This window comes from Paenibacillus sp. fava2 (assembly GCF_058313675.1).
In genome coordinates this window covers 3,823,731-3,842,375 of the sequence record NZ_CM177755.1, presented here as the reverse complement: position 1 = coordinate 3,842,375, position 18,645 = coordinate 3,823,731, and the positions used below count along the sequence as shown (strand labels likewise).

Annotated in this window: 17 protein-coding genes and 1 pseudogene; 6 read left to right on the top strand and 12 right to left on the bottom strand. The window is 48.9% G+C overall.

Translation table 11 applies throughout. The annotated features are described in order from the left end of the window. Window positions 1-239: 239 nt before the first annotated feature. The 4 genes from AC4G46_RS16545 to AC4G46_RS16530 form a co-directional block, all read right to left on the bottom strand. Window positions 240-923: a DUF554 domain-containing protein gene (locus tag AC4G46_RS16545; protein ID WP_491123690.1), complete on the bottom strand. Its 684-nt coding sequence runs from the start codon at window positions 921-923 to the stop codon at window positions 240-242. 59 nt (window positions 924-982) lie between these two features. Further along, a complete protein-coding gene (locus AC4G46_RS16540) occupies window positions 983-1,810 on the bottom strand; it encodes a MerR family transcriptional regulator (RefSeq protein ID WP_491123689.1) in 828 nt (275 codons plus the stop codon). 161 nt (window positions 1,811-1,971) lie between these two features. Continuing rightward, complete coding sequence (locus AC4G46_RS16535) at window positions 1,972-2,118, bottom strand: lmo0937 family membrane protein (protein ID WP_139171896.1); 147 nt, start codon at window positions 2,116-2,118, stop codon at window positions 1,972-1,974. A gap of 90 nt (window positions 2,119-2,208) precedes the next feature. Further along, on the bottom strand, window positions 2,209-4,017 hold the full coding sequence (locus tag AC4G46_RS16530) for a methyl-accepting chemotaxis protein (protein ID WP_491123688.1): 1,809 nt from the start codon (window positions 4,015-4,017) through the stop codon (window positions 2,209-2,211). Between the two features lie 193 nt (window positions 4,018-4,210). Between AC4G46_RS16530 and AC4G46_RS16525 the strand changes: the two genes are divergently transcribed. Beyond that, on the top strand, window positions 4,211-5,923 hold the full coding sequence (locus AC4G46_RS16525) for a glycoside hydrolase family 13 protein (RefSeq protein WP_491123687.1): 1,713 nt from the start codon (window positions 4,211-4,213) through the stop codon (window positions 5,921-5,923). 60 nt (window positions 5,924-5,983) lie between these two features. Here the strand turns inward: AC4G46_RS16525 and AC4G46_RS16520 are convergent, their stop codons facing one another. The 4 genes from AC4G46_RS16520 to AC4G46_RS16505 form a co-directional block, all read right to left on the bottom strand. Next, the gene (locus AC4G46_RS16520) at window positions 5,984-6,700 is read right to left on the bottom strand and encodes a transglutaminase-like domain-containing protein (RefSeq protein ID WP_491123686.1); all 717 of its coding nucleotides are present in this window, start codon (window positions 6,698-6,700) and stop codon (window positions 5,984-5,986) included. Between the two features lie 30 nt (window positions 6,701-6,730). Beyond that, window positions 6,731-7,492, bottom strand: a complete 762-nt coding sequence (locus tag AC4G46_RS16515) for a helix-turn-helix domain-containing protein (protein ID WP_491123685.1) — start codon at window positions 7,490-7,492, stop codon at window positions 6,731-6,733. 104 nt (window positions 7,493-7,596) lie between these two features. Continuing rightward, window positions 7,597-8,454: an aldo/keto reductase gene (locus AC4G46_RS16510; RefSeq protein ID WP_491123684.1), complete on the bottom strand. Its 858-nt coding sequence runs from the start codon at window positions 8,452-8,454 to the stop codon at window positions 7,597-7,599. A 13-nt stretch (window positions 8,455-8,467) separates the two neighbouring features. Next, entirely contained in the window at window positions 8,468-9,448 is a 981-nt protein-coding gene (locus AC4G46_RS16505) for an aldo/keto reductase (protein WP_491123683.1), read from the bottom strand. A gap of 276 nt (window positions 9,449-9,724) precedes the next feature. Between AC4G46_RS16505 and AC4G46_RS16500 the strand changes: the two genes are divergently transcribed. After that, window positions 9,725-10,273: a TetR/AcrR family transcriptional regulator gene (locus tag AC4G46_RS16500; RefSeq protein ID WP_491128901.1), complete on the top strand. Its 549-nt coding sequence runs from the start codon at window positions 9,725-9,727 to the stop codon at window positions 10,271-10,273. On the opposite strand, the gene AC4G46_RS16495 is transcribed toward AC4G46_RS16500, so the two are convergent. Next, window positions 10,215-11,414, bottom strand: coding sequence for an MFS transporter (locus tag AC4G46_RS16495; RefSeq protein ID WP_491123682.1), 1,200 nt, complete (start codon window positions 11,412-11,414; stop codon window positions 10,215-10,217). The genes AC4G46_RS16500 and AC4G46_RS16495 overlap by 59 nt on opposite strands. Before the next feature lie 165 nt (window positions 11,415-11,579). Here AC4G46_RS16495 and AC4G46_RS16490 point away from each other — a divergent pair. From AC4G46_RS16490 to AC4G46_RS16480, 3 genes and pseudogenes are all read left to right on the top strand, one after another. After that, window positions 11,580-12,511 (top strand): annotated as a pseudogene (locus tag AC4G46_RS16490) (AraC family transcriptional regulator). 13 nt (window positions 12,512-12,524) lie between these two features. Further along, complete coding sequence (locus AC4G46_RS16485) at window positions 12,525-13,421, top strand: LysR family transcriptional regulator (protein WP_491123681.1); 897 nt, start codon at window positions 12,525-12,527, stop codon at window positions 13,419-13,421. Between the two features lie 89 nt (window positions 13,422-13,510). Next, window positions 13,511-14,623, top strand: coding sequence for an MFS transporter (locus tag AC4G46_RS16480; protein ID WP_491123680.1), 1,113 nt, complete (start codon window positions 13,511-13,513; stop codon window positions 14,621-14,623). An 8-nt stretch (window positions 14,624-14,631) separates the two neighbouring features. Here the strand turns inward: AC4G46_RS16480 and AC4G46_RS16475 are convergent, their stop codons facing one another. The 3 genes from AC4G46_RS16475 to AC4G46_RS16465 all read right to left on the bottom strand — a co-directional run bounded on the left by AC4G46_RS16475 (window position 14,632) and on the right by AC4G46_RS16465 (window position 17,139). Then, window positions 14,632-15,351 (bottom strand): gamma-glutamyl-gamma-aminobutyrate hydrolase family protein, encoded by a 720-nt coding sequence (locus tag AC4G46_RS16475; protein WP_491123679.1) that lies wholly within the window; start codon window positions 15,349-15,351, stop codon window positions 14,632-14,634. A gap of 170 nt (window positions 15,352-15,521) precedes the next feature. After that, on the bottom strand, window positions 15,522-16,157 hold the full coding sequence (locus AC4G46_RS16470) for a serine/threonine protein kinase (RefSeq protein WP_491123678.1): 636 nt from the start codon (window positions 16,155-16,157) through the stop codon (window positions 15,522-15,524). Between the two features lie 70 nt (window positions 16,158-16,227). After that, window positions 16,228-17,139, bottom strand: coding sequence for a glycerophosphodiester phosphodiesterase (locus AC4G46_RS16465; RefSeq protein WP_491123677.1), 912 nt, complete (start codon window positions 17,137-17,139; stop codon window positions 16,228-16,230). Between the two features lie 274 nt (window positions 17,140-17,413). On the opposite strand from AC4G46_RS16465, the gene AC4G46_RS16460 reads away from it, so the two are divergent. Beyond that, window positions 17,414-18,589, top strand: coding sequence for a serine hydrolase domain-containing protein (locus tag AC4G46_RS16460; protein WP_491123676.1), 1,176 nt, complete (start codon window positions 17,414-17,416; stop codon window positions 18,587-18,589). Window positions 18,590-18,645 lie beyond the last annotated feature (56 nt).

Genomic DNA, 18,645 nt, shown 5'->3' with positions numbered 1-18,645 from the left:
CCTTCAATACGGCGTTTTTATAAGCGGGCTCTCCTATTGGAATCCAATCTGCTGCAATACTCGATCCCGCCACTAAATATGCACAAGTGTATCAAATAATGGGAGCGCATTCTTAGCAAAAAAATGCATATTAAGCTTAAAATCGACTATTTTACTTTTTTGATAGTTTTATTTTCATTATTATCGTGTGTATACAAAAAAGCCCTGCAAATGATTGCAGAGCTTTCCTTCAATGCCGTCTATATCCCCAGCCCGCTTTTAACTGCAATAAAGATTACAGGGATTAAGAGCGCGGGGATCAGATTGATCGTTTTAAAGCTGCGTACACCAAGGATGCTAAGACCGGCGCAAAAGATCAGTACACCGCCGACGATCGAGGTTTCGGTCAGCAAGGACGGTGTAATAAAGTCAGATAAGATATGAGCCAGCAGATACAAAGTCCCCTGCCAGCAGAAGAGCACCGCCGCAGCCCAGATGATCCCGATTCCAAATGTGGAAGCGAGTACCACGGAGGTTACCCCGTCGAGGATAGCATTCGTATACAGGTAGGTGTTGTTGCCGTTCAAAGCACTTTCCATAGGACCGATAATTGACATTGTTCCGACGCAGAACAGCAGGATCGCTGTTGATAACCCCTCTGCCAGATTGCCGGCGGTAAATTTAGCAACCACATGCTTAAACCGCTGCTCCAGATCAAGCATCTGGCCGATAATACCGCCTAGTGCCAGGCTGACGATAAATAAAACAGGGTACTCGCTGTCCGGCAAATATTTTGCAATGGCATTGATACCCAGTGCCGCCGCGGCCAAACCCATTGCCTGCATCAGAATGTCCTGATACTCTTCCTTCAGCCCTTTTTTAAATACACTTCCGGTAACACTTCCGATAAGAATGGCAGCTGTATTCACAAGCGTTCCAATCATTTGTTCTCTCTCCCTACGCTTTATTTGTAACAAGAATAAACCCTCCAGCGGCTGGAGGGTCAAATTTTTAGCACAGGTATTTGAATTTCGGTAACGAACCTGGAGGCATCCTGGGTAAGCCCATAGTCAATATAAGTGATTTCCAGTGCATCATTTGTTATACAATAACCTGTTCTTTCTGCGTGCCCCAGCAATTGTTCGTAATGTACTGCTGCGTCTGCATGGGTTCCGACAAACCGGATGGTCAGATAGGTCTGCCGGGGCAGTGTTTTCATGACCGTATCTGAGGATAGATGCTTATCCGGCTCTGTGAACAGAAAAATCGCGTCATACTCATCGAAAGTGTGCTTAAGCAGTCTTGCAGCTGAGAGTATTAAGCCTACTTGCCCGAGGAAAACACTGGATTTGAGCGGACTGCTGTTCTCCAGATGCCGGATCCACATTTCCAGATTATCGCTGCGGCGGATGCTCTGCTTCAGAATGATCATCGTCCGTTCAGGTAGCTCTGTAAGCCGTACTGTATAAAGCTCCTCCGTTTTAGCTGCATCTTCAATCTGATGAATCCGCTGGTCTATTTTCCTTTGGATCTGTTCAAATTCCCTTATTTTTTCTTCCGTGCGGCTCCGCTGCTCTTTTAGCAGAAGCAGAATATCATCGAGATTCCGGTTATGTACGAATTGTCTGATTTCTTTTAACGGAATATTCAGCGCCTTCAAATAAAGAATGGTATTCAGGCTCTCGAACTGCTCAATGGAGTAATAACGGTAACCTGACTGCCCATCCACTGATGCCGGTGTGAACAGACCGATTTCATCGTAGTAGCGCAGCGTCCGGATATCGATTCGAAAGAGCCTGGAGATTTCCCCTATTAAAAACATGCTGCTCATTGTTGTACGTCTGTCCTCTCATTGTTTAGTAGTCCCCCGTGATCATCTATCAGTATAACTGATGCTTCTGAAGAACGGTATGCAACCAGCGAAAAGAACCGCAGCCTCTCATGAACACGAGGCTGCGGTTCTTGATCAAAGCACTCGTGAATGAGTGCAGGCTAACTTCGGGAACGGCCGCGGAACAGGTTGACGAGAAAGAGAACCACGGCGACAACGAGCAGCAGATGAATAAGATTGCCGACGACATTAAAGATAAAGCCAAACAGCCATAATAGTACCACTAGACCGATTAAACCCCATAGCATAACAATTACCGCCCTTCTTCTCAGGTGTATTTGTCTCTTTTTACCCGTATGGAGGGAGAATTAAACTTCCTTTATTTATGAATGAATGCCCTATAACGTAAACGAGTTCACCGACGCCCGTAGCTCCGTTACCACCTGCTTCAGATCATCTGAAGAATGGACTACGCCGGATAAAACCTCCTTTTGCCCCGCCGCCTCGGCATTTACCGTGCCTGTCATCTGTGAAACGGATTCTGCAGCAGCAGTCAGCTCGCCCATGGTCGCAGCGACCTCTTCCGAAGAAGCAGACAGCTGCTCGGTTACTGCAGAGGCTTCATGCAGCTGGCTTGTAATAGAGGCAATCGAACGGATGATTTCCTGGAATACGTCGTTTACTTCCCCTGCTCCGGATGCCCCCTCCTTGATCTCTTCAATGCTCCTGTGCATCAATACGGAGGCCTGTGTTATATCTCCGACTGTGTTCTCCAGAATTGTACTTATCTCTTCCGCAGCCTGTCTGGAGTTGTCGGATAAGCGTCTCATTTCTGCGGCAACTACCAGAAATCCGCGGCCGTGCTCGCCTGCCCGGGCCGCTTCGATCGAGGCATTAAGGGACAGCAGGTTCGAATTCTGTGCAAATCCCGTGATGCTCGCGACAATCTCATTCATATGTACGGTTTTACTGTTAAGTGATGCAATCACGTTCTCTAATGTTGAAATAACGCTTGAAATATTGGACATTTGAGCCGTTAATGACGTAATTGACTCCATGCCATGGACAGCCGAAGACTGCATATCAGAGGAATCATCTGCAATCTGGGCAGCGGTACCGGCGATCCGGTTAACCCCAAGCGCCATTTCTTCAATTGCGCGGTTTGTTTCGGTAATGCTGGAAAGCTGATTATTCATATGTATGGTCATGTTTTCTATGTTGTCTACTACGTTATCTGTTTTGACGGATGCGGTCTGTGAGCCGAGCAGAACAGTCTGCATTACCTGCTCTGTAGTGGATGAGTTTACAGCAATATTGGAGATCAGCTGTCTTAAATCACGGATTGTAGTGTCTACCGACCGGGACAGCAGGCCCAGGTCATCCTTAGGATAGCTGCTCGAAGGTATTGCAGTCAGATCTCCATTGGTTACATTGGACAGCTTGATATTGACTCTTTGCAGAGTGCTAACGATATGCCGGATCGTCAGTCCTGCCAAAATAAGAGTTGCCCCCTCCACAAGGAACAGCATGACAATGCCAAAACGTTCTTTTCGCAGAGCCTCATTCTTGGCTGCAGTAATGTTCAACTTGGAGTAGTTTTCTAATGATGAGGTTATTCTGGTCATCGCTGCATCTATGTCAGACAGCTGTGCATCGAGCGATTCTTCTGACGGGACAGCTCCTGCCGGCCGGGTAATATCTGCAGACCATTCCTGAAGCCGGGCCGTCAGATCGGCAAAAAGCATGTTCAGCGTCTTGTCGGTATCCCGGTATAGGATGCTGTCCAGCACACCCTGCTGATCCAGCTCTGCCCTGGCAGTCGAAATTTTATTAATAACAGATTGTGTGTCTGCGGCACTTGGTTCAGAGCCGGTTGTTCCTCCGGTGTATATGTATTTTTTATGCTCTAGTGAGATGTGCTGCAAATTTCTGTCTGCATCGTATAATTCAGCAGCAGAACGTATCGTCACACTGTAAAGGACGGTTGTCAGGCTGTTGATGTCCCGCTTTCCGGTCTCCACCATATAAATCATGGCTACAGCAAATGAAATCAGACTGACAGAGATCATCAAGTACAGCTTAAGTCGGACGGACAGATTCCGCCACAGGTTAAAGCCGGTCATCCACCCTTTTTTTAATGAAAATTCCTCTCTTTCCCCTACGGAAAATGCAATTTCTCCGTTCGCTGCTTTCGTTAAATGACTCATTTGCTACCCTCTTTCTGGATGGTTGATCTTAGAATGGATCATGAAACAAACGAATGTGTGCCGTCAAAAGGAAAACGCACAGGTTAATTTTACCTGCTCCTAATGATAAACCGCTGATAGAAGACTTCTTAAGACGTTTCGTTTGCTATATTCGGGTAATGAACTACGAGAAAGATAGTGAAAGGAGCAGCTTATGTACAAAACCTACTGGAAAGAAAGCGTAGTATACGAAGTTTATTTGCGGAGCTTTAAGGACAGCGACGGGGACGGCATCGGTGATTTAAACGGCCTGATCTCCAAAGCGGACTACTTCTCTGAGCTTGGGGTCGATACAATCTGGCTGTCTCCTGTCTATGTGTCTCCAAATGTGGATAATGGTTATGATATTAAAGATTATTGCGCGATCCAGCATGAATACGGAACGATGGAACAATGGGAACAGCTGCTGGACGAGCTGCATAAGCGGAATATCAGGCTGATTATGGATCTGGTGCTCAATCACACCTCCGATGAGCATCCCTGGTTTGTAGAGGCTAGGACCTCAAGAGAAAGCAGGTACCGCGATTATTATATCTGGCGTCCGGCTGCGGAGGATGGCGGCCCGCCCAACAACTGGACCTCCTATCTGGGCAAGCCGGCCTGGACCTATGATGAAGTCAGCGGTGAGTATTACCTGCATTTATATAATGCCAAGCAGCCGGACCTGAACTGGGATAACCCGGAGCTGCGTGCAGAAATGTACAAAATCATGACCTTTTGGCTGGATAAGGGCATTGACGGTTTTCGGATGGACGCTATTAATTCCATCTCCAAGGATCAGCGTTTTCCGGATACCGGCAAGACTAAATTACAGGCTAACGGCGAGCCGTATACGAAAAACGGGCCGCGCATTCATGAATTTTTGCGGGAAATGAATGATAAAGTATTCTCGGGCTATCAGATATTCACAGCAGGCGAGACCTCCAAGGTCACCGAGGATGATGTGCTTATGTACACCATGCCGGAGCGGCAAGAGCTGAGCATGGTGTTGTCGGCAGAGGCGTCCAAGCTGGCGGATTGCGAGGAAGACCAATGGCAGAGCAAGAAATGGGGTCTGGATGACCTGCGTGAGGTTATGAAAATGTGGCAAAAGGATGTCGGTGAACCGGGCGGCTGGTTCGGCCTGTACCTGAGCAACCACGATCAGCCCCGCATGGTCGCAACCTTCGGGGACCAGGGCCAATACAGGGTGCAATCCGCCAAGATGCTGGCGATTCTGCTGCATACGTTAAAAGGCACGCCATTCATTCTGCAGGGCGAGGAGCTGGGAATGACCAATCATCCGGGCCTGATCCGGATCGAAGATTTTAACGAACAGCAGGCTCACTCGTATTATGATGTAATGGTTAAGGAACGCGGTGAGCCGGAAGAGCTCATTATGGAGCGGATCAGACGGAAGTCGCGGGATCATGCCCGTACCCCCATGCAGTGGGACAGCAGTCCGAATGCCGGTTTCACGGAAGGCCAGCCCTGGTTACCCGTGCACCCTGATTATAAAGAGGTCAACTTAAACGCTCAGCTGGATGATCCGGATTCCGTCTTTCATTTCTACAAAAAGCTGATCCGTCTGCGCAAGGAGCATCCGGTTATGGTCTACGGAGAGTTCAATCTGCTGCTTGAGGAGCATCAGCAAATCTTCGCCTACACACGCCATGATAAAGCTGAGGAATGGCTGGTTCTGCTTAACTTTTCTAACGAAGAAGCCCATTGGAAGCTGCCGGAGCTGGAGGCTGAGCGGCTGATGGGCGCAGACTTTCTCTTCGGCAATTATCCGGGTGAGACTGAGCCGAAATGTCACCGTCAGGGTACCCTTAAGCCTTATGAAGGGCTGGTGTACCGGAGGTATCAGGAGAACAGTGCAGGGTAAAGCACCAAGGTTGCGCAGTCAAAAGCCCCTCAACAATTGAGGGGCTTTATCGGTTTTGTCTTACGCTCCAGACGCGGTAGTTCCCTGCCTTATCTTATTAACATTACGGTTCATCAAATGCCGGACAATAAGTACGAACACGGCTTCCCGTAGCGGGCCAAGCTTCTGGCGGTGTACAGCAAAAAATTCGTCCGGGCTGTCAAAGATTCCGAAATCCTGTACAATGCCCTCTTTCTGGATATACGTATTTCCTTCGTCCCAGTAGACTTCCGGGTTAGACAGATTGTCTGTGGCAGCGCCGTAGCCGCAAAACCCTTCGGGACATGCTGCGAATTTTTCCTGCAGTCTGCTTAAATATTGCATGTCAAGAATAAAGCCCTCGATATTCAGCCACTTGTCTTTGTACCAGACCTCCACCCAGCTGTGGATAATTTCCTGCGGGGAGAGCCGGTAATACCAGCCCTTCATCGCTCCCTTCTGCAGTTCCTTATCAATGGTGAAGCCATGCATCCGGCATGGAATGCCAACGGCCCTGAGCAGTGTCATAAATAAAATGCCTTTGGTATTACACTGGCCATAGCCGTCCTGTAAGATTTCAGATGCCTGAATGACATCAGCGCGGTTATAACCGAATTGTATTTCATCCCGGACAAAATTATAAATTTGTAAAATTTGCTCCTTAACGGGAAGCTGCGCCCACTGCCGGTCACGGAGCAGCTGTTGAATCTTGGGATGAGAGTAATTCATTAGTTCTGTCTCTGATATAAGTACAGTCATGGTATGACACCTCCTGTACCTATAGTAAGGTTAATGCAGGCAGGAAACTTTCAAAAAAACGCTATCCTTGCGGATTTCCCTTGCTGCCATTCCCAGCATCCGTTTGCTTGTAGCGGCAAAATGCGAAGGACTGTCAAAGCCGGCGGCCATTGCCGCTTCCGTAATCGAGTCCCCGTTAAAAATCAGATAAACGGCTTTTTGCAGCTTATGCAGGACAATATAGCCGCTTAAGGAAGTTCCTGTGTGCTGCTTGAACAAGTGCGCCAGTCTGCTGCCCGAAAGCCCCAGCTGATCAGCGTACTTACCGACTGAGTGCTCAGAATCCCGGCAATCCTTCATAAGCTGTATCAAATCCTGTATCCTGGAATCTTCTATTGCCGCCTGAACTTCAAGCCGGAAGAGCCCCATCAGCTGCATAAAAAAGCTGCGGTAGCTGCTGCTGTCCTTAATGTTAGCGTAGTGTGCCTGAACGAATCCGGCTATAGTGTTGACTTGATCAGGCGGTAGCTGACAGTAACCGGAATCACCTATTTGTTGTCTGAAGCCGGCCGCAATATCCGAGGTTCCGTCAATCAGCAGAAGCATTAGCTGCTTCCCCGTCCCGTCCAGGCGGTGGCGGATGTTGGAGTCAATCGCAATCCCGCTGCAGCGCATACTCCTGCCCTCCACCTCTATGTCCAGCTCCCCTTCAAATGCCAGGGTTATCTGTACAAAGGCATGGGCATGATCATCTGCATCAATGGTATCGGACAGCACAAGCAGGTGGTGCTCCGCCCCGTACAAATTCATCATTATGTATCTCCCCTTAAGTACCAGTCACTCTCCTATACTGAAAACATTATATCAAAAAATAGCAAAAGAGCCTGCACGCAGCAGGCTCACGGTACTTATATATTTTATTCCAGACCTTTTTTTCCGTAATCGGTCATAAATTCAACGGTCTGCGGGTCAGCGTGGGAGAAGAAGGCACTTTCCCCGGTATCGAGCGCAGCAAGCTTGTCCATATCCCCGGCTGTCAGTTCAAAATCAAACACACTGAAGTTCTGCTCCATCCGGTCCTTGTTAACAGTCTTGGGAATCACCACTACGCCCCGCTGAATCAGATAACGCAAAGCAACCTGTGCAGTTGTTTTATTATATAGTTCACCGATCTCCTGCAGGGCAGGGTTGGTAAAGAAGTTGTTCCTGCCTTCAGCAAACGGGCCCCAGGATTCAATCTGTGTATTGTACTTCTTCATAATTTCATGTGCTTCAGTCTGCTGATGGAAGACGTGAGTCTCCACCTGGTTGACGGCCGGAACGACTTCGCTAAATTTCACAAGATCAATATATCTGTCCGGGTAGAAGTTACTTACGCCGATGGCTCTGATTTTACCTGCCTTGTATAGCTCTTCCATTGCCCGGTAGGTTCCATAGTAATCATTAAACGGCTGGTGAATCAGTACCAGATCCAGGTAGTCAAGCTGCAGCTTGCGCATGGATTCCTCAATGGAGGCTTTGGCCCGCTCATAGCCGGCGTTAGAGATCCAGACCTTGGTGGTGATAAAAAATTCCTCTCTGGCTACCCCGCTCTTCTTGATCGCCCGGCCAACGGCCTCTTCATTCCGGTACGCCTGGGCAGTGTCAATCGAGCGGTACCCCACGTTGATTGCATCCAGCACACATCTTTCACATTCCTCATGATCGGGAATCTGGTATACCCCGTACCCAAGAACCGGCATTTGAACGCCATTGTTAAGTGTTACATATTCCATTATCTATTCCTCCTTATTGGGCACCGACTACGCGGTGCGGGATGTACAGCTCTTCAAGAAAAGCAACCTCTTCCTCTGTCAGTTTCACCGATAGCGCGCCTACAGCATCTTCAAGCTGGGTTAGCCTGGTAGCCCCTATAATCGGAGCAGCTACCGTTTCCTTCTGCAGCAGCCAGGCAAGGGCGATATGAATACGCGGCACGCCGCGCTTTTCCGCAAGTGAGGCTACCCGCTCAATGATCAGCCTGTCGGCCTCCGCAGTCGCATCGTATTTGGATTTCTGGATGTGATCTGTTTCTGAGCGCAGCGTGGTTTCGGACCAGTCACGGATCAGTCTTCCGGATGCCAGCGGGCTGTATGGAGTCGATGCGATGTGCTGGTCCTTGAGGAGCGGCAGCATTTCACGTTCCTCTTCCCGGTAGATGAGATTCATATGATTCTGCATCGAGACGAACCGGGTCCAGCCATTCTTTTCTGCGGTATGCTGCGCCTTCTGGAATTGCCAGGCATACATTGCGGAAGCGCCGAGATACCTGGCTTTCCCCGCCTTCACTATATCATGGAGTGCTTCCATCGTTTCTTCAATCGGCGTGTCGTAATCCCAGCGGTGGATGATGTAAAGATCGACATAGTCGGTTCCCAGCCGCTTCAGGCTTTTGTCAATTTCACTCAATATAGCCTTCCGGGACAAGCCCCCGCCGTTTGGACCCTTGTGCATACGTCCCCATACCTTGGTAGCCAGTACGATTTCATCCCGGTCTGCATAATCCTTGAGAGCCCGCCCGGTGAACTCCTCACTGGTGCCATTCGCATAGATGTTGGCTGTATCAAAAAAGTTAATGCCCAGCTCAAGCGCCCGCTTGATCATTTCACGGCTGCGCTCTTCATTAAGCACCCACTGGTGCCATTCCGGCAGTGCTTCCCCGAAGCTCATGCAGCCCAGACATATCCGCGAGACATCCATTCCGGTATTGCCGAATTTAACATATTCCATAAGACAATCCTCTCTTTCAATGTAATATTAACAATAATAATCAACGTTACTTTATTGATCTAACGTCTAATATTATACCCGCTTTAATTTCATTTCCTATTGCCAATTTCCTTCGTTTTGTACATTAATGAATAGATTACCCAAAAGTGTTCAATATCTCAGGCCTCCAGCGGGTATCTTACTCTTCATTTCCATTGATAAAATACTATACACCTGTTTATAATTATATAAATGTACAATATCTAAAATGGATATCAGGAAAGTCTGGTGCGTAAAATGACAAAAGTGGACAGAAGAATTCTCAAAACGCAGGAAGCTCTGAAAACAGCAATCATCGAGCTAATGACAGAAAAAAGCTTTGATGATATCACAATTCAGGACCTTTCCGATAAGGCTAACGTCAGCCGCGGCACCATCTATCTTCATTACACGGATAAATACGATTTGCTGGATAAGCTTATTGAGCTTCACATCAATGAACTCCGGATACGGTGCCAGTCGGTGGCGGAGCTGGATTTTGTCACCGGCTCAATTGTCTGGACCGAATATTTCGAGCAGAATTACTCCTTTTTCTCCACCATGCTGGCCAGTAAGGGAGCTCCTTTCTTCCGCAGTCGCTTTCAGGCCTTTCTCTTTGAGGAGTTCCAGGATGAAATTGATGTGACCCGGGGCAAAAACAAAGGATTAAACAAGGACCTGGTCGTTCAATTCGTCGCGTCCTCCTACGTGGGTATTGTCGAATGGTGGTTCACCAACGAAAGGCCGGTTACTCATCAGGTTTTAGCTGAGCAGCTGGGTACGTTGCTGGAACGGATCTGTGAGTAGCTCTCCTGAGTAAGGATAGAATCGAAATAGCCGCTGCAATCAATATGGATGTCCCGCTGATCCAGGGGAGAACCTTAACTGATAAATGCCCGACTGCGATACCTCCGACCCCGGCTCCTGCCGCAAAGCCAAACTGCACGAACGAGGTGTTCAGACTGAGAACGATGCTGGATGCCTCCGGTGCGAGCGACACCAGATTGAAGTTCTGGGTTGGGCCGAAAGTCCAGACTGCAATCTCCCATAACACTAGAAGTATGATTATAACGGCCGCCTGCCCAAAAACAGCAGGCTGCAGCATTAATACAGCCGACTGCACAACCATTGAACAGATAAGCGTACGTACGGTTCCGATCCGGTCTGCCAGAAAGCCGCCAAGCCGGGAGCCTATCAGGCTGCCTATTCCCAGGGTAAGAAGGATTGCACTCATTTTACTCCCCATCTCCGGCATCGCCGCAGCAAGATAAGGCGTAATGTACGTATCGACTACTGAGAACCCTATAAAGACAAAGAAGGTTATGCTTAGAGTAACGGCTATCTGCGGCTGCCTCAAAAAGGCAAGACGCCGGTTAATCGGGACAGCCGCCTCCCCTTCCATGGCCGGGATGCTTTTGGCGATACCAAAGGCAGCGGCCAGGCCTAACAGACCAATGACCCAAAAGATGGTTTTCCAGTCGTATGCACCCGCTATTATCCGGCCGATCGGAACGCCGAACACCAGTGAGGAGCTGAAGCCCATAGCTACGGTGGACATTGCTGAGCCCTGACGCCCGGGAGCTGCCAGCCTCGAGGCCAGAGAATAGGCAGTCACGATAAAGACTCCGGTTCCGAGTCCAAGGACTGCACGGGATACCATAAGATAGGCAAAGCCAGTAAACAGCAGTGTTGAAGCAATCCCGAGCAGGATGATCATCAGAGCCATTAACAATTGCCTGCGCTGATTCATACCGGATGTAGCAATCATTACTACTGGTGTTCCAATTGCGTTAGCGAGTGCAAATACGGTTATCAGCTGCCCGGCGGCGGCTACAGGTACTCCGGCGGAGTCAGCAATCTGATCAAGCATACCCACAATGCAGAATTGGGTTGTTCCCACCAAAAAACTGACCAGAGCCAGCATGTATATTTTCCAGGTATTATTCATTTCTTGTCTAATCCTCCGTTGACATGAATTAAGATGATCGCATAGATGGACACGCTGGCGGCGGTAACCTTGGCTGTAGCTATATTATGAACCACATTGCAGGATAAGCGTTATCCTGATCGTATCGAATGCTTGCCTATTCCTGTCACGAGAGGGGGAAATGAAATGTCCGAGATCACGATTAACCAGCAACAGGAGCTGAGCGCGCTCATTCAGCAATTCACACCTAATGACGGAGTATTTGAAACGGCAGTTCCCCGTTTATTCGTCATCCGGTATTCCGAGGTTTCTGAGCCTGTGTACCGTGTGTATAAGCCGTCTTTTTGCGTAATCGCTCAAGGAGTCAAAAAGGTATTTCTCGCTCACGACCGTTTTGAATACGGGCCAACTGATCATTTGGTAGCCTCTATGAATCTCCCTGTAACCGGCCAAATTATTAAAGCGGCAACGGATGTGCCTTATCTTAGCATTAAACTGGAGTTTACCTATGAACAGATTTTTGAGGTGATTAACGGGGGGAATGTGATCATCGAGCCGAATGAGAATGCCAGACGGGCTCTTTTTGTGGGCCAGACGGGTCATACCTTAATGGATGCCACTCTAAGATTAGTTGAATTACTGAACCGGCCGGACGATATCCCGTTTCTTGCCCATTGTTCATAAAAGAAATCCTCTACACTCTGCTTAAAGGCCCCTACGGCGCTACACTGGGACAAATCGCCATGGAGGGCAGCAATACTTACCGGATCAGAGAAGCGATTGACCAGCTGACAGCCTTTTACGACCAGTCGATCCGTGTCGAGCAGCTTGCTGAAGCGGCGAATATGAGTCTGTCTACCTTTCACCGTAACTTTAAGGAAGTAACCGGCATGACACCGATCCAGTTTCAGAAGCAGCTGAGGCTGCAGGAAGCCCGGCGCATCCTGTTGTCCGAATCAGCTGAAGCAGCTGAGGTCGCATTCCGTGTTGGTTATGAGAGTGCCTCCCAGTTCAGCCGTGAATATTCGCGGATGTTCGGTTCCCCGCCGCGGTCCGATGTGAAGCAATTGAAGGAAATGTATGATCCCGCTAAAAGCATAGTATTTCTGGGAGATTGAAAGGAAGCTACAGATGGATGAAAAGGATTGGCTTATACTGGATGTACTAGGCACTGAACGTAATATAACGAGAACCGCAGAGCAGATTTATCTCTCCCAGCCCTCGCTGACCCACCGGCTGCAGCAGCTGGAAAAGGAGCTTGGCATCGCATTATTTGTGTACCGGGGCAGACGGGGGATCGAGTTTACGGAGCAAGGAGAAACGATGGTAGGCTATGCCCGTGAGATGCTGGAACGGCTGGACGAGGTGAAAAGCAGACTGGTCCGTCAGCGCGGCGAAGTGAGCGGTACGCTCAGGCTTGGGATATCCCGCTCTGTGGCGTTATACCGGCTTCCGGCTGTGCTGCGGCTTTTTTCTGAAGCCTACCCGCTCGTGGATTATGATATTACTACTGCGGTTAGCCAGGATCTGCTTGGTTCTGTATCTACACAGAAAGAGCAAGTCGGGATTATCAGAGGGACTCCCCACTGGCTGGAACAGAAGGAGCTGATTGAACAGGAGCAGGTTTGTATCCTTTCAACGGTGCCGGTAGATCTGGAGAGGCTCCCGGAAGGACGGCGGATCACGTTTACGACAGATCCTTCTTTAACCCGGATTATCGATAACTGGTGGAAGCAGAGGTTCAGCAAGCCACCTAATGTATTCATGCATGTGGATAACGCGGAAATTGCGAAGCGGATGGTACAGAATGGCCTGGGGTACGCTATTGTCCCGTCTATCGTACTTACTGAGGATGACCGGCAGCTGTACCGGGCAGCGTTAACCGGGGCAGACAGTGAAACTGTTACATGGTCCACCTGGCTGCTGTACAAACAGGAGTTTATGGAAATCCCCGCAGTCGCTGCCTTTGTTCAATTTGTGCAGCAGCATTACCGGGATTCCATTCCTTCTCTCTATGATAATCCATAGAAGTTTACGATTTTTCGGCTTCTGCCCTTGGAGCTACAATAGAAGATAACGCTCAGACAGAAGGGTAGCCGCTTATGTTTATAAATGTCATGATTCTAGGAATTGCTTTTCAGCTTATTCTTAACCTGTCCAGACCTGCAGTGCCCCTGTTCGCTTCAACGCTTGGCGCATCCACGCTGGATATCGGAATGTTAACGGCCTGCTATGCGTTTCTCCCCATGTTCTTCTCTATTTCTGCAGGAAAGATAGCCGACCGGTTCAGAGACAGGCTCCCTGTTCTGGCCGGTATGACCGGACTCGGGATTTCCATGGCGCTTCCCTGGTGTTTCCCTTCCCTTTGGGCACTGTATGCGTCCCAGTTAATCACGGGCTTCTCCAGCATCTTCATTGCAATTTCCCTGCAAAATGCACTTGGCCATGCTGCACCGGAGGACCGGCGGAATGATTATTACGGCTGGTTCAGCACCGCCAATTCCCTCGGGGCCTTTCTGGGTCCGGTGACGGCAGGCCACCTTATCAGCCACCTGTCCTATCCGGCTGTTTTTGCCGCAGCATTTGCAGTATTTCTGTGTACCTTTGCTTTTGCCTGGAAACTGTCCTCTGGTAAGCCTGCTTCAGCCGGTCCCAGAACAGGACTTACAGATTCCATCAGCCTGCTTAAGCTGCCTTCACTTCGCAGGGCGCTGATCGGCAATGCCCTCGCTTTGTATTCCAGGGAGATTTTTGCCGCTTATTTTCCGCTATATGCTGTGAGCAAAGGGATCTCTGTAACCGAAATCGGCTGGATACTATCTTTTCAGGGATTGTCTATGGTCCTGGTCCGCCTGTTTATGCCCTGGCTGCAGCGTAAATATTCGAACGACGGGATTCTTATCGGCTCTATCGTCGCATCGGGCGCGGCATTTTTATTCATTTCTTTTACAGTAAATCCGCTTTGGCTTGGGGTCTGGAGTATACTGATGGGACTTGGCCTGGGCTGCGGGCAGCCCATTTCCATGTCTGTTGCCTATCAGTCATCGCCCGCCTCCAGAACAGGTGAGGTGCTGGGGCTGCGTTTGTTCATTAACCGGGTCTCACAGTTCACCGCTCCCCTGTTGTTCGGGGTGATCGGGGCTTCGCTGGGCCTGATCACTGTCTTTTATGCCAGCAGCTTCTTTTTGCTGGGCGGTACACTATTGATCAAGCCGCCGCGGAAGGAATGACGGACCGCTTAATTTGAATTATGACAGGCATTCACAAAGGCCGAAAACAGCTTTTTGCTGTTGCTGTCCGCTGTATAACTGAATTCCGGATGCCACTGTACAGCGAGAATAAATCTCTTATTCTCCATCGTTACCGCCTCAACCAGCCCGTCCTCCGCAGCAGCCGCGGCTGTCAAGGACACCGGCAGTGTTTTGATCCCCTGATGATGATAACTGTTCACTTCTATGTGTTCTGTCTGTAAAATGTTATGAAGCAGCGTGTCCTTACAGATATGTACGGAATGGGACGGCTCGGCATACGGCGGTTTCTGTTTATGGCTGACGGCAATCTCTGCTTCCATCTGAGCAGGTATATCCTGATACAGGCTGCCTCCGCTTAACACGTTAAACAATTGTAACCCGCGGCAGATTCCAAAAGCAGGCTTATCCAATTCTGTTACTCTGTCAAACAGCAGCTTCTCCATCCCGTCGCGTTCATCACACCATTCTCCGCAGAACTCTTCCGCTGTCTCCTTATATAATGCAGGATTGATATCATGGCCGCCGGTGAACAGGAATCCGTCAAAGCTGTCTGCCAAGGCTGTAATGTTATCCTTATCGGTTGTCAGGGGCAGCATTACCGGAATTCCGCCTTCATTTTCTATTGCTTTCATGTAAGCCGGGAGCATCCAGTAGCTGTCTTTTCCGGAATCGTATAAAGGAAGAACTCCTATCATCGGTTTCTTCATTGCTGCACCTCCATTATTTATTGTCGTTTATTATAATAGGCGGTTAATAATAATACCAGAAAATACCTAAGATAATATGTAAGAACGTTAGATTCTTTTTCATTTCTATAGCCTGTTATTACAAAAAAAAGCAGGACACTATGGTGTCTCTGCTCTTTCAGCGGTGTTATTCAGCGAGTTTTCCTTTTGCGCCACTGGTAGACTTTGCGGACAATCTCCAGCATTATCCGGGGAACCGGAAATATCCACCGTGAAGCGATCGGCCTGTACAGACGGTAATAGGCTTTCTTGTAATCCTCCCACATGCTGCAGTCTTCCTGCTTAAGGAAGTCTGATACGTCCACAATCAAGCCTCGGCCGTCCTTGATCATCACATTTTTGGCATGAACATCGTGCGGGTGCAGTCCCCGGGAACGGGCATAGTCCAGTGCATAGTCAATATCGCGAATCGCCTGTTCTGTAATAAGGATACCCTGCTTCATCGAGTCGTAAAAGGTAACCCCGCGCAGCCGGTCAAGGATAAGAAAGGTACTGCCGATATAATAGCACCGTGCGTATGCCGGATGGTGTCCAAGGAGCTTGTATACCTCCGCTTCCTCCTCCAGTCCGGGTCTTCCCGGGGCGTATATTTTTACCGCATAAGCTTCATAGTCAGGATGGCAAAAAACAGCGGCATAATTACCGCAGCCCAGCACGCTCCAGGGATTCGGTACATTGCTGACTTTTACAGGCTCCTGGGGATCAATACTTTCTATATTGGCTTTTAACATTAAATCATCAGTGATCAGTTCCCGCAGCTTCTCCATACCTGCTTCTCCCTGCAGCCTGTCCGGCATTTTGTTTCTATTAATATATCATATGTTCCCTAGAATAAGGCTACCACTGTCCATTCTCCCTATTAGTGTCAATGACCTCCTGAAAACGGTCCGGGTAATTCGTATACACGCCATCCACGCCCCACAAATAAGCTTTATCCATGTTGACCTGGTAATTTACCGTATAAGGCATTACCTTGAGGCCGGCATTTTTCACCTGAGCCACATAAGCTGCCCCGATTCCCTGGAAGTTAGGGCTGATTCCGACCGCATAGGTCTTCACATTCTCAAGATAAGACGCGGGGACTCTCGTAGCGGTATAGTCATTCCATACAAGCTGGTACAGCGGGATCTCCGGGTTGAGCGCATGAAGCTTGCGTAAGCTGGCACTGCTGAAGGAGTGAACTGACACTGCATCCTCCAGTTTATATTTTTCAATCGCTTCGTTTAGTAAGGCTTCGATCTGGCTGTTTGCCCCTGGCTCTTTAATTTCAATCATATAACGGGTCTTGTCGCCGAACATCTCAAAAACCTCATCCAGTGTAGGTATGGTAATACCGGCATACTGTTCCCTGGCAAACATCGGATACGCCTCATTAAACCATGAGCCGGCATCAAGCTGCTTGATCTGCTCCAGGGTCAAATTTCTCACATATCCCCTGCTGCCTGTAGTCCGGTTCACCGTCTCATCATGGATAACGACAGGAATCTTGTCCTTGGTCAAATGGATGTCGAGCTCAATATAATCCGCCTGCATTTCAATCGCCAGCTCTATTGCCGGGATGGTGTTCTCGGGAGCATATCCCGAAGCGCCGCGATGAGCAATCGTTAGTACCTTATCCGCCGGATCAATGATCTCTTTGACCTTTACCTGGATCCACGGGAAATAAGCATATAATGCTGAAAACAAGAAAATAAACGTTAAAACATGTACGCTGATAAAATAAGCCTTGTGTCTAAAAATTTTCGTCATTCATCTGCCCTCTTTTTTCTGGTCCTTAATAGCATAAATAATATATTATCATGCATGACGGGTTAACCGTTACATATTCCTTGGGGACGCTGATATTTTTTTATTATATTCCGGTGAGAACCAGATGCGAATATAAAAATAAGCAAATTCTCGCAGAAGCCCGCCACAGCAAAACTACTATACAAGCTTCATAAAAGCGCTTAATATTTGATTAGTCAGGTGGTTAACATTTAATAGACTCAGAGAAAACCATTATAAAGGAGACAGACATACCATGCTGGAATCAGGTACTATCTCACAGCTGAAAAAAACACTCAGCACCAGTATTGCCAACAAAGAAATCGCCGGGGCTAACTTTATGGTGATTAAAAACGGGGAAGAAGTCTTTTATCACGAGGACGGTCTGGCTGATATGGAGACAGGGAGCCCCATCGGCAGGAACTCTATCTTCAGGCTGTACTCGATGAGCAAGCCGGTAACAGCAACCGCAGTTATGATGCTGCTGGAACGCGGAGAAATAGATCTGTTCGATCCTGTAAGCCGTTACATTCCCGGATTCCGTAATCAAAAGGTTGACAAAGACGGTGAACTGGCAGACCCTGTCCGGGAAGTTAACATTCAGGACTTGCTGAATATGACCTCTGGACTTGTATACGGCGGTCCCGGACTGGCCGGGCAGCATACCGAGAAACTGTTCCAGGAGCTGGGCAGCCGTCTGCACGGAGCAAATCCGATGACTACTATGGAATTTGCCGGCCGTCTGGGACAAGGTCCGCTTGCTTTCGAGCCGGGAGCATCCTGGGAATACGGTACATCGGCTGATGTACTTGGCGCTGTTGTGGAAGCAGTAAGCGGTGTGCGTTACGGTGAATTTTTGCAGAATGAGATTTTCGGGCCGCTAGGTATGAACGATACCGGATTCTGGCTGAATGAAGAGCAGCGAAGCCGACTCGCCAAAACATATCAGAATGACAGTGAAGGCGGCCTGAAGCTGTATGCGGACAGCCATCTGGGCATTAACCATCAGCTGGACCGCGAACCGGCGTTTGAATCCGGCGGCGCCGGACTTGCCTCCACCATTATTGATGCCGCCAAATTTACGGCCATGCTGATAAACAAAGGCAGTCTGAACGGCGTTCAACTGCTTAAACCGAGAACTGTGCAGTATATGACCTCGCCTGGTTTAACTCCGCCTCAACAAAAGGGTTTTGCACTTTGGCAATCCCTGTGGGGTCACAGCTATGGTAATCAAATGCGCATTATGACGGAGCCGGGCCAGGCCGGACATATCGGCAGCAAAGGTGAATACGGCTGGGACGGCTGGCTTGGCGCCTACTTCATGAATAGCCCGCAGGATGCGCTGACTATACTGTTTATGGTCCAGAAAAAGGACGCCGGTACCCTCCCTGTCACCCGCAAGCTGCGGAATATTGTGTTTAGCGGTTTGTAGGAGCAGCAGGACAAAACATAGCCCGTGTGATTAGTGTTTCCACATTCAAGAGCCAT

Coding starts and splice junctions, on each gene's coding strand:
- AC4G46_RS16545 (WP_491123690.1), bottom strand. CDS start 923: ATGATTGGAACGCTTGTGAATACAGCTGCCATTCTTATCGGAAGTGTT.
- AC4G46_RS16505 (WP_491123683.1), bottom strand. CDS start 9,448: ATGGAATATGTTAAATTCGGCAATACCGGAATGGATGTCTCGCGGATA.
- AC4G46_RS16520 (WP_491123686.1), bottom strand. CDS start 6,700: ATGACTGTACTTATATCAGAGACAGAACTAATGAATTACTCTCATCCC.
- AC4G46_RS16470 (WP_491123678.1), bottom strand. CDS start 16,157: ATGGAGAAGCTGCGGGAACTGATCACTGATGATTTAATGTTAAAAGCC.
- AC4G46_RS16495 (WP_491123682.1), bottom strand. CDS start 11,414: ATGAATAATACCTGGAAAATATACATGCTGGCTCTGGTCAGTTTTTTG.
- AC4G46_RS16510 (WP_491123684.1), bottom strand. CDS start 8,454: ATGGAATATGTAACACTTAACAATGGCGTTCAAATGCCGGTTCTTGGG.
- AC4G46_RS16540 (WP_491123689.1), bottom strand. CDS start 1,810: ATGAGCAGCATGTTTTTAATAGGGGAAATCTCCAGGCTCTTTCGAATC.
- AC4G46_RS16485 (WP_491123681.1), top strand. CDS start 12,525: ATGGATGAAAAGGATTGGCTTATACTGGATGTACTAGGCACTGAACGT.
- AC4G46_RS16515 (WP_491123685.1), bottom strand. CDS start 7,492: ATGATGAATTTGTACGGGGCGGAGCACCACCTGCTTGTGCTGTCCGAT.
- AC4G46_RS16460 (WP_491123676.1), top strand. CDS start 17,414: ATGCTGGAATCAGGTACTATCTCACAGCTGAAAAAAACACTCAGCACC.
- AC4G46_RS16465 (WP_491123677.1), bottom strand. CDS start 17,139: ATGACGAAAATTTTTAGACACAAGGCTTATTTTATCAGCGTACATGTT.
- AC4G46_RS16500 (WP_491128901.1), top strand. CDS start 9,725: ATGACAAAAGTGGACAGAAGAATTCTCAAAACGCAGGAAGCTCTGAAA.
- AC4G46_RS16480 (WP_491123680.1), top strand. CDS start 13,511: ATGATTCTAGGAATTGCTTTTCAGCTTATTCTTAACCTGTCCAGACCT.
- AC4G46_RS16475 (WP_491123679.1), bottom strand. CDS start 15,351: ATGAAGAAACCGATGATAGGAGTTCTTCCTTTATACGATTCCGGAAAA.
- AC4G46_RS16535 (WP_139171896.1), bottom strand. CDS start 2,118: ATGCTATGGGGTTTAATCGGTCTAGTGGTACTATTATGGCTGTTTGGC.
- AC4G46_RS16530 (WP_491123688.1), bottom strand. CDS start 4,017: ATGAGTCATTTAACGAAAGCAGCGAACGGAGAAATTGCATTTTCCGTA.
- AC4G46_RS16525 (WP_491123687.1), top strand. CDS start 4,211: ATGTACAAAACCTACTGGAAAGAAAGCGTAGTATACGAAGTTTATTTG.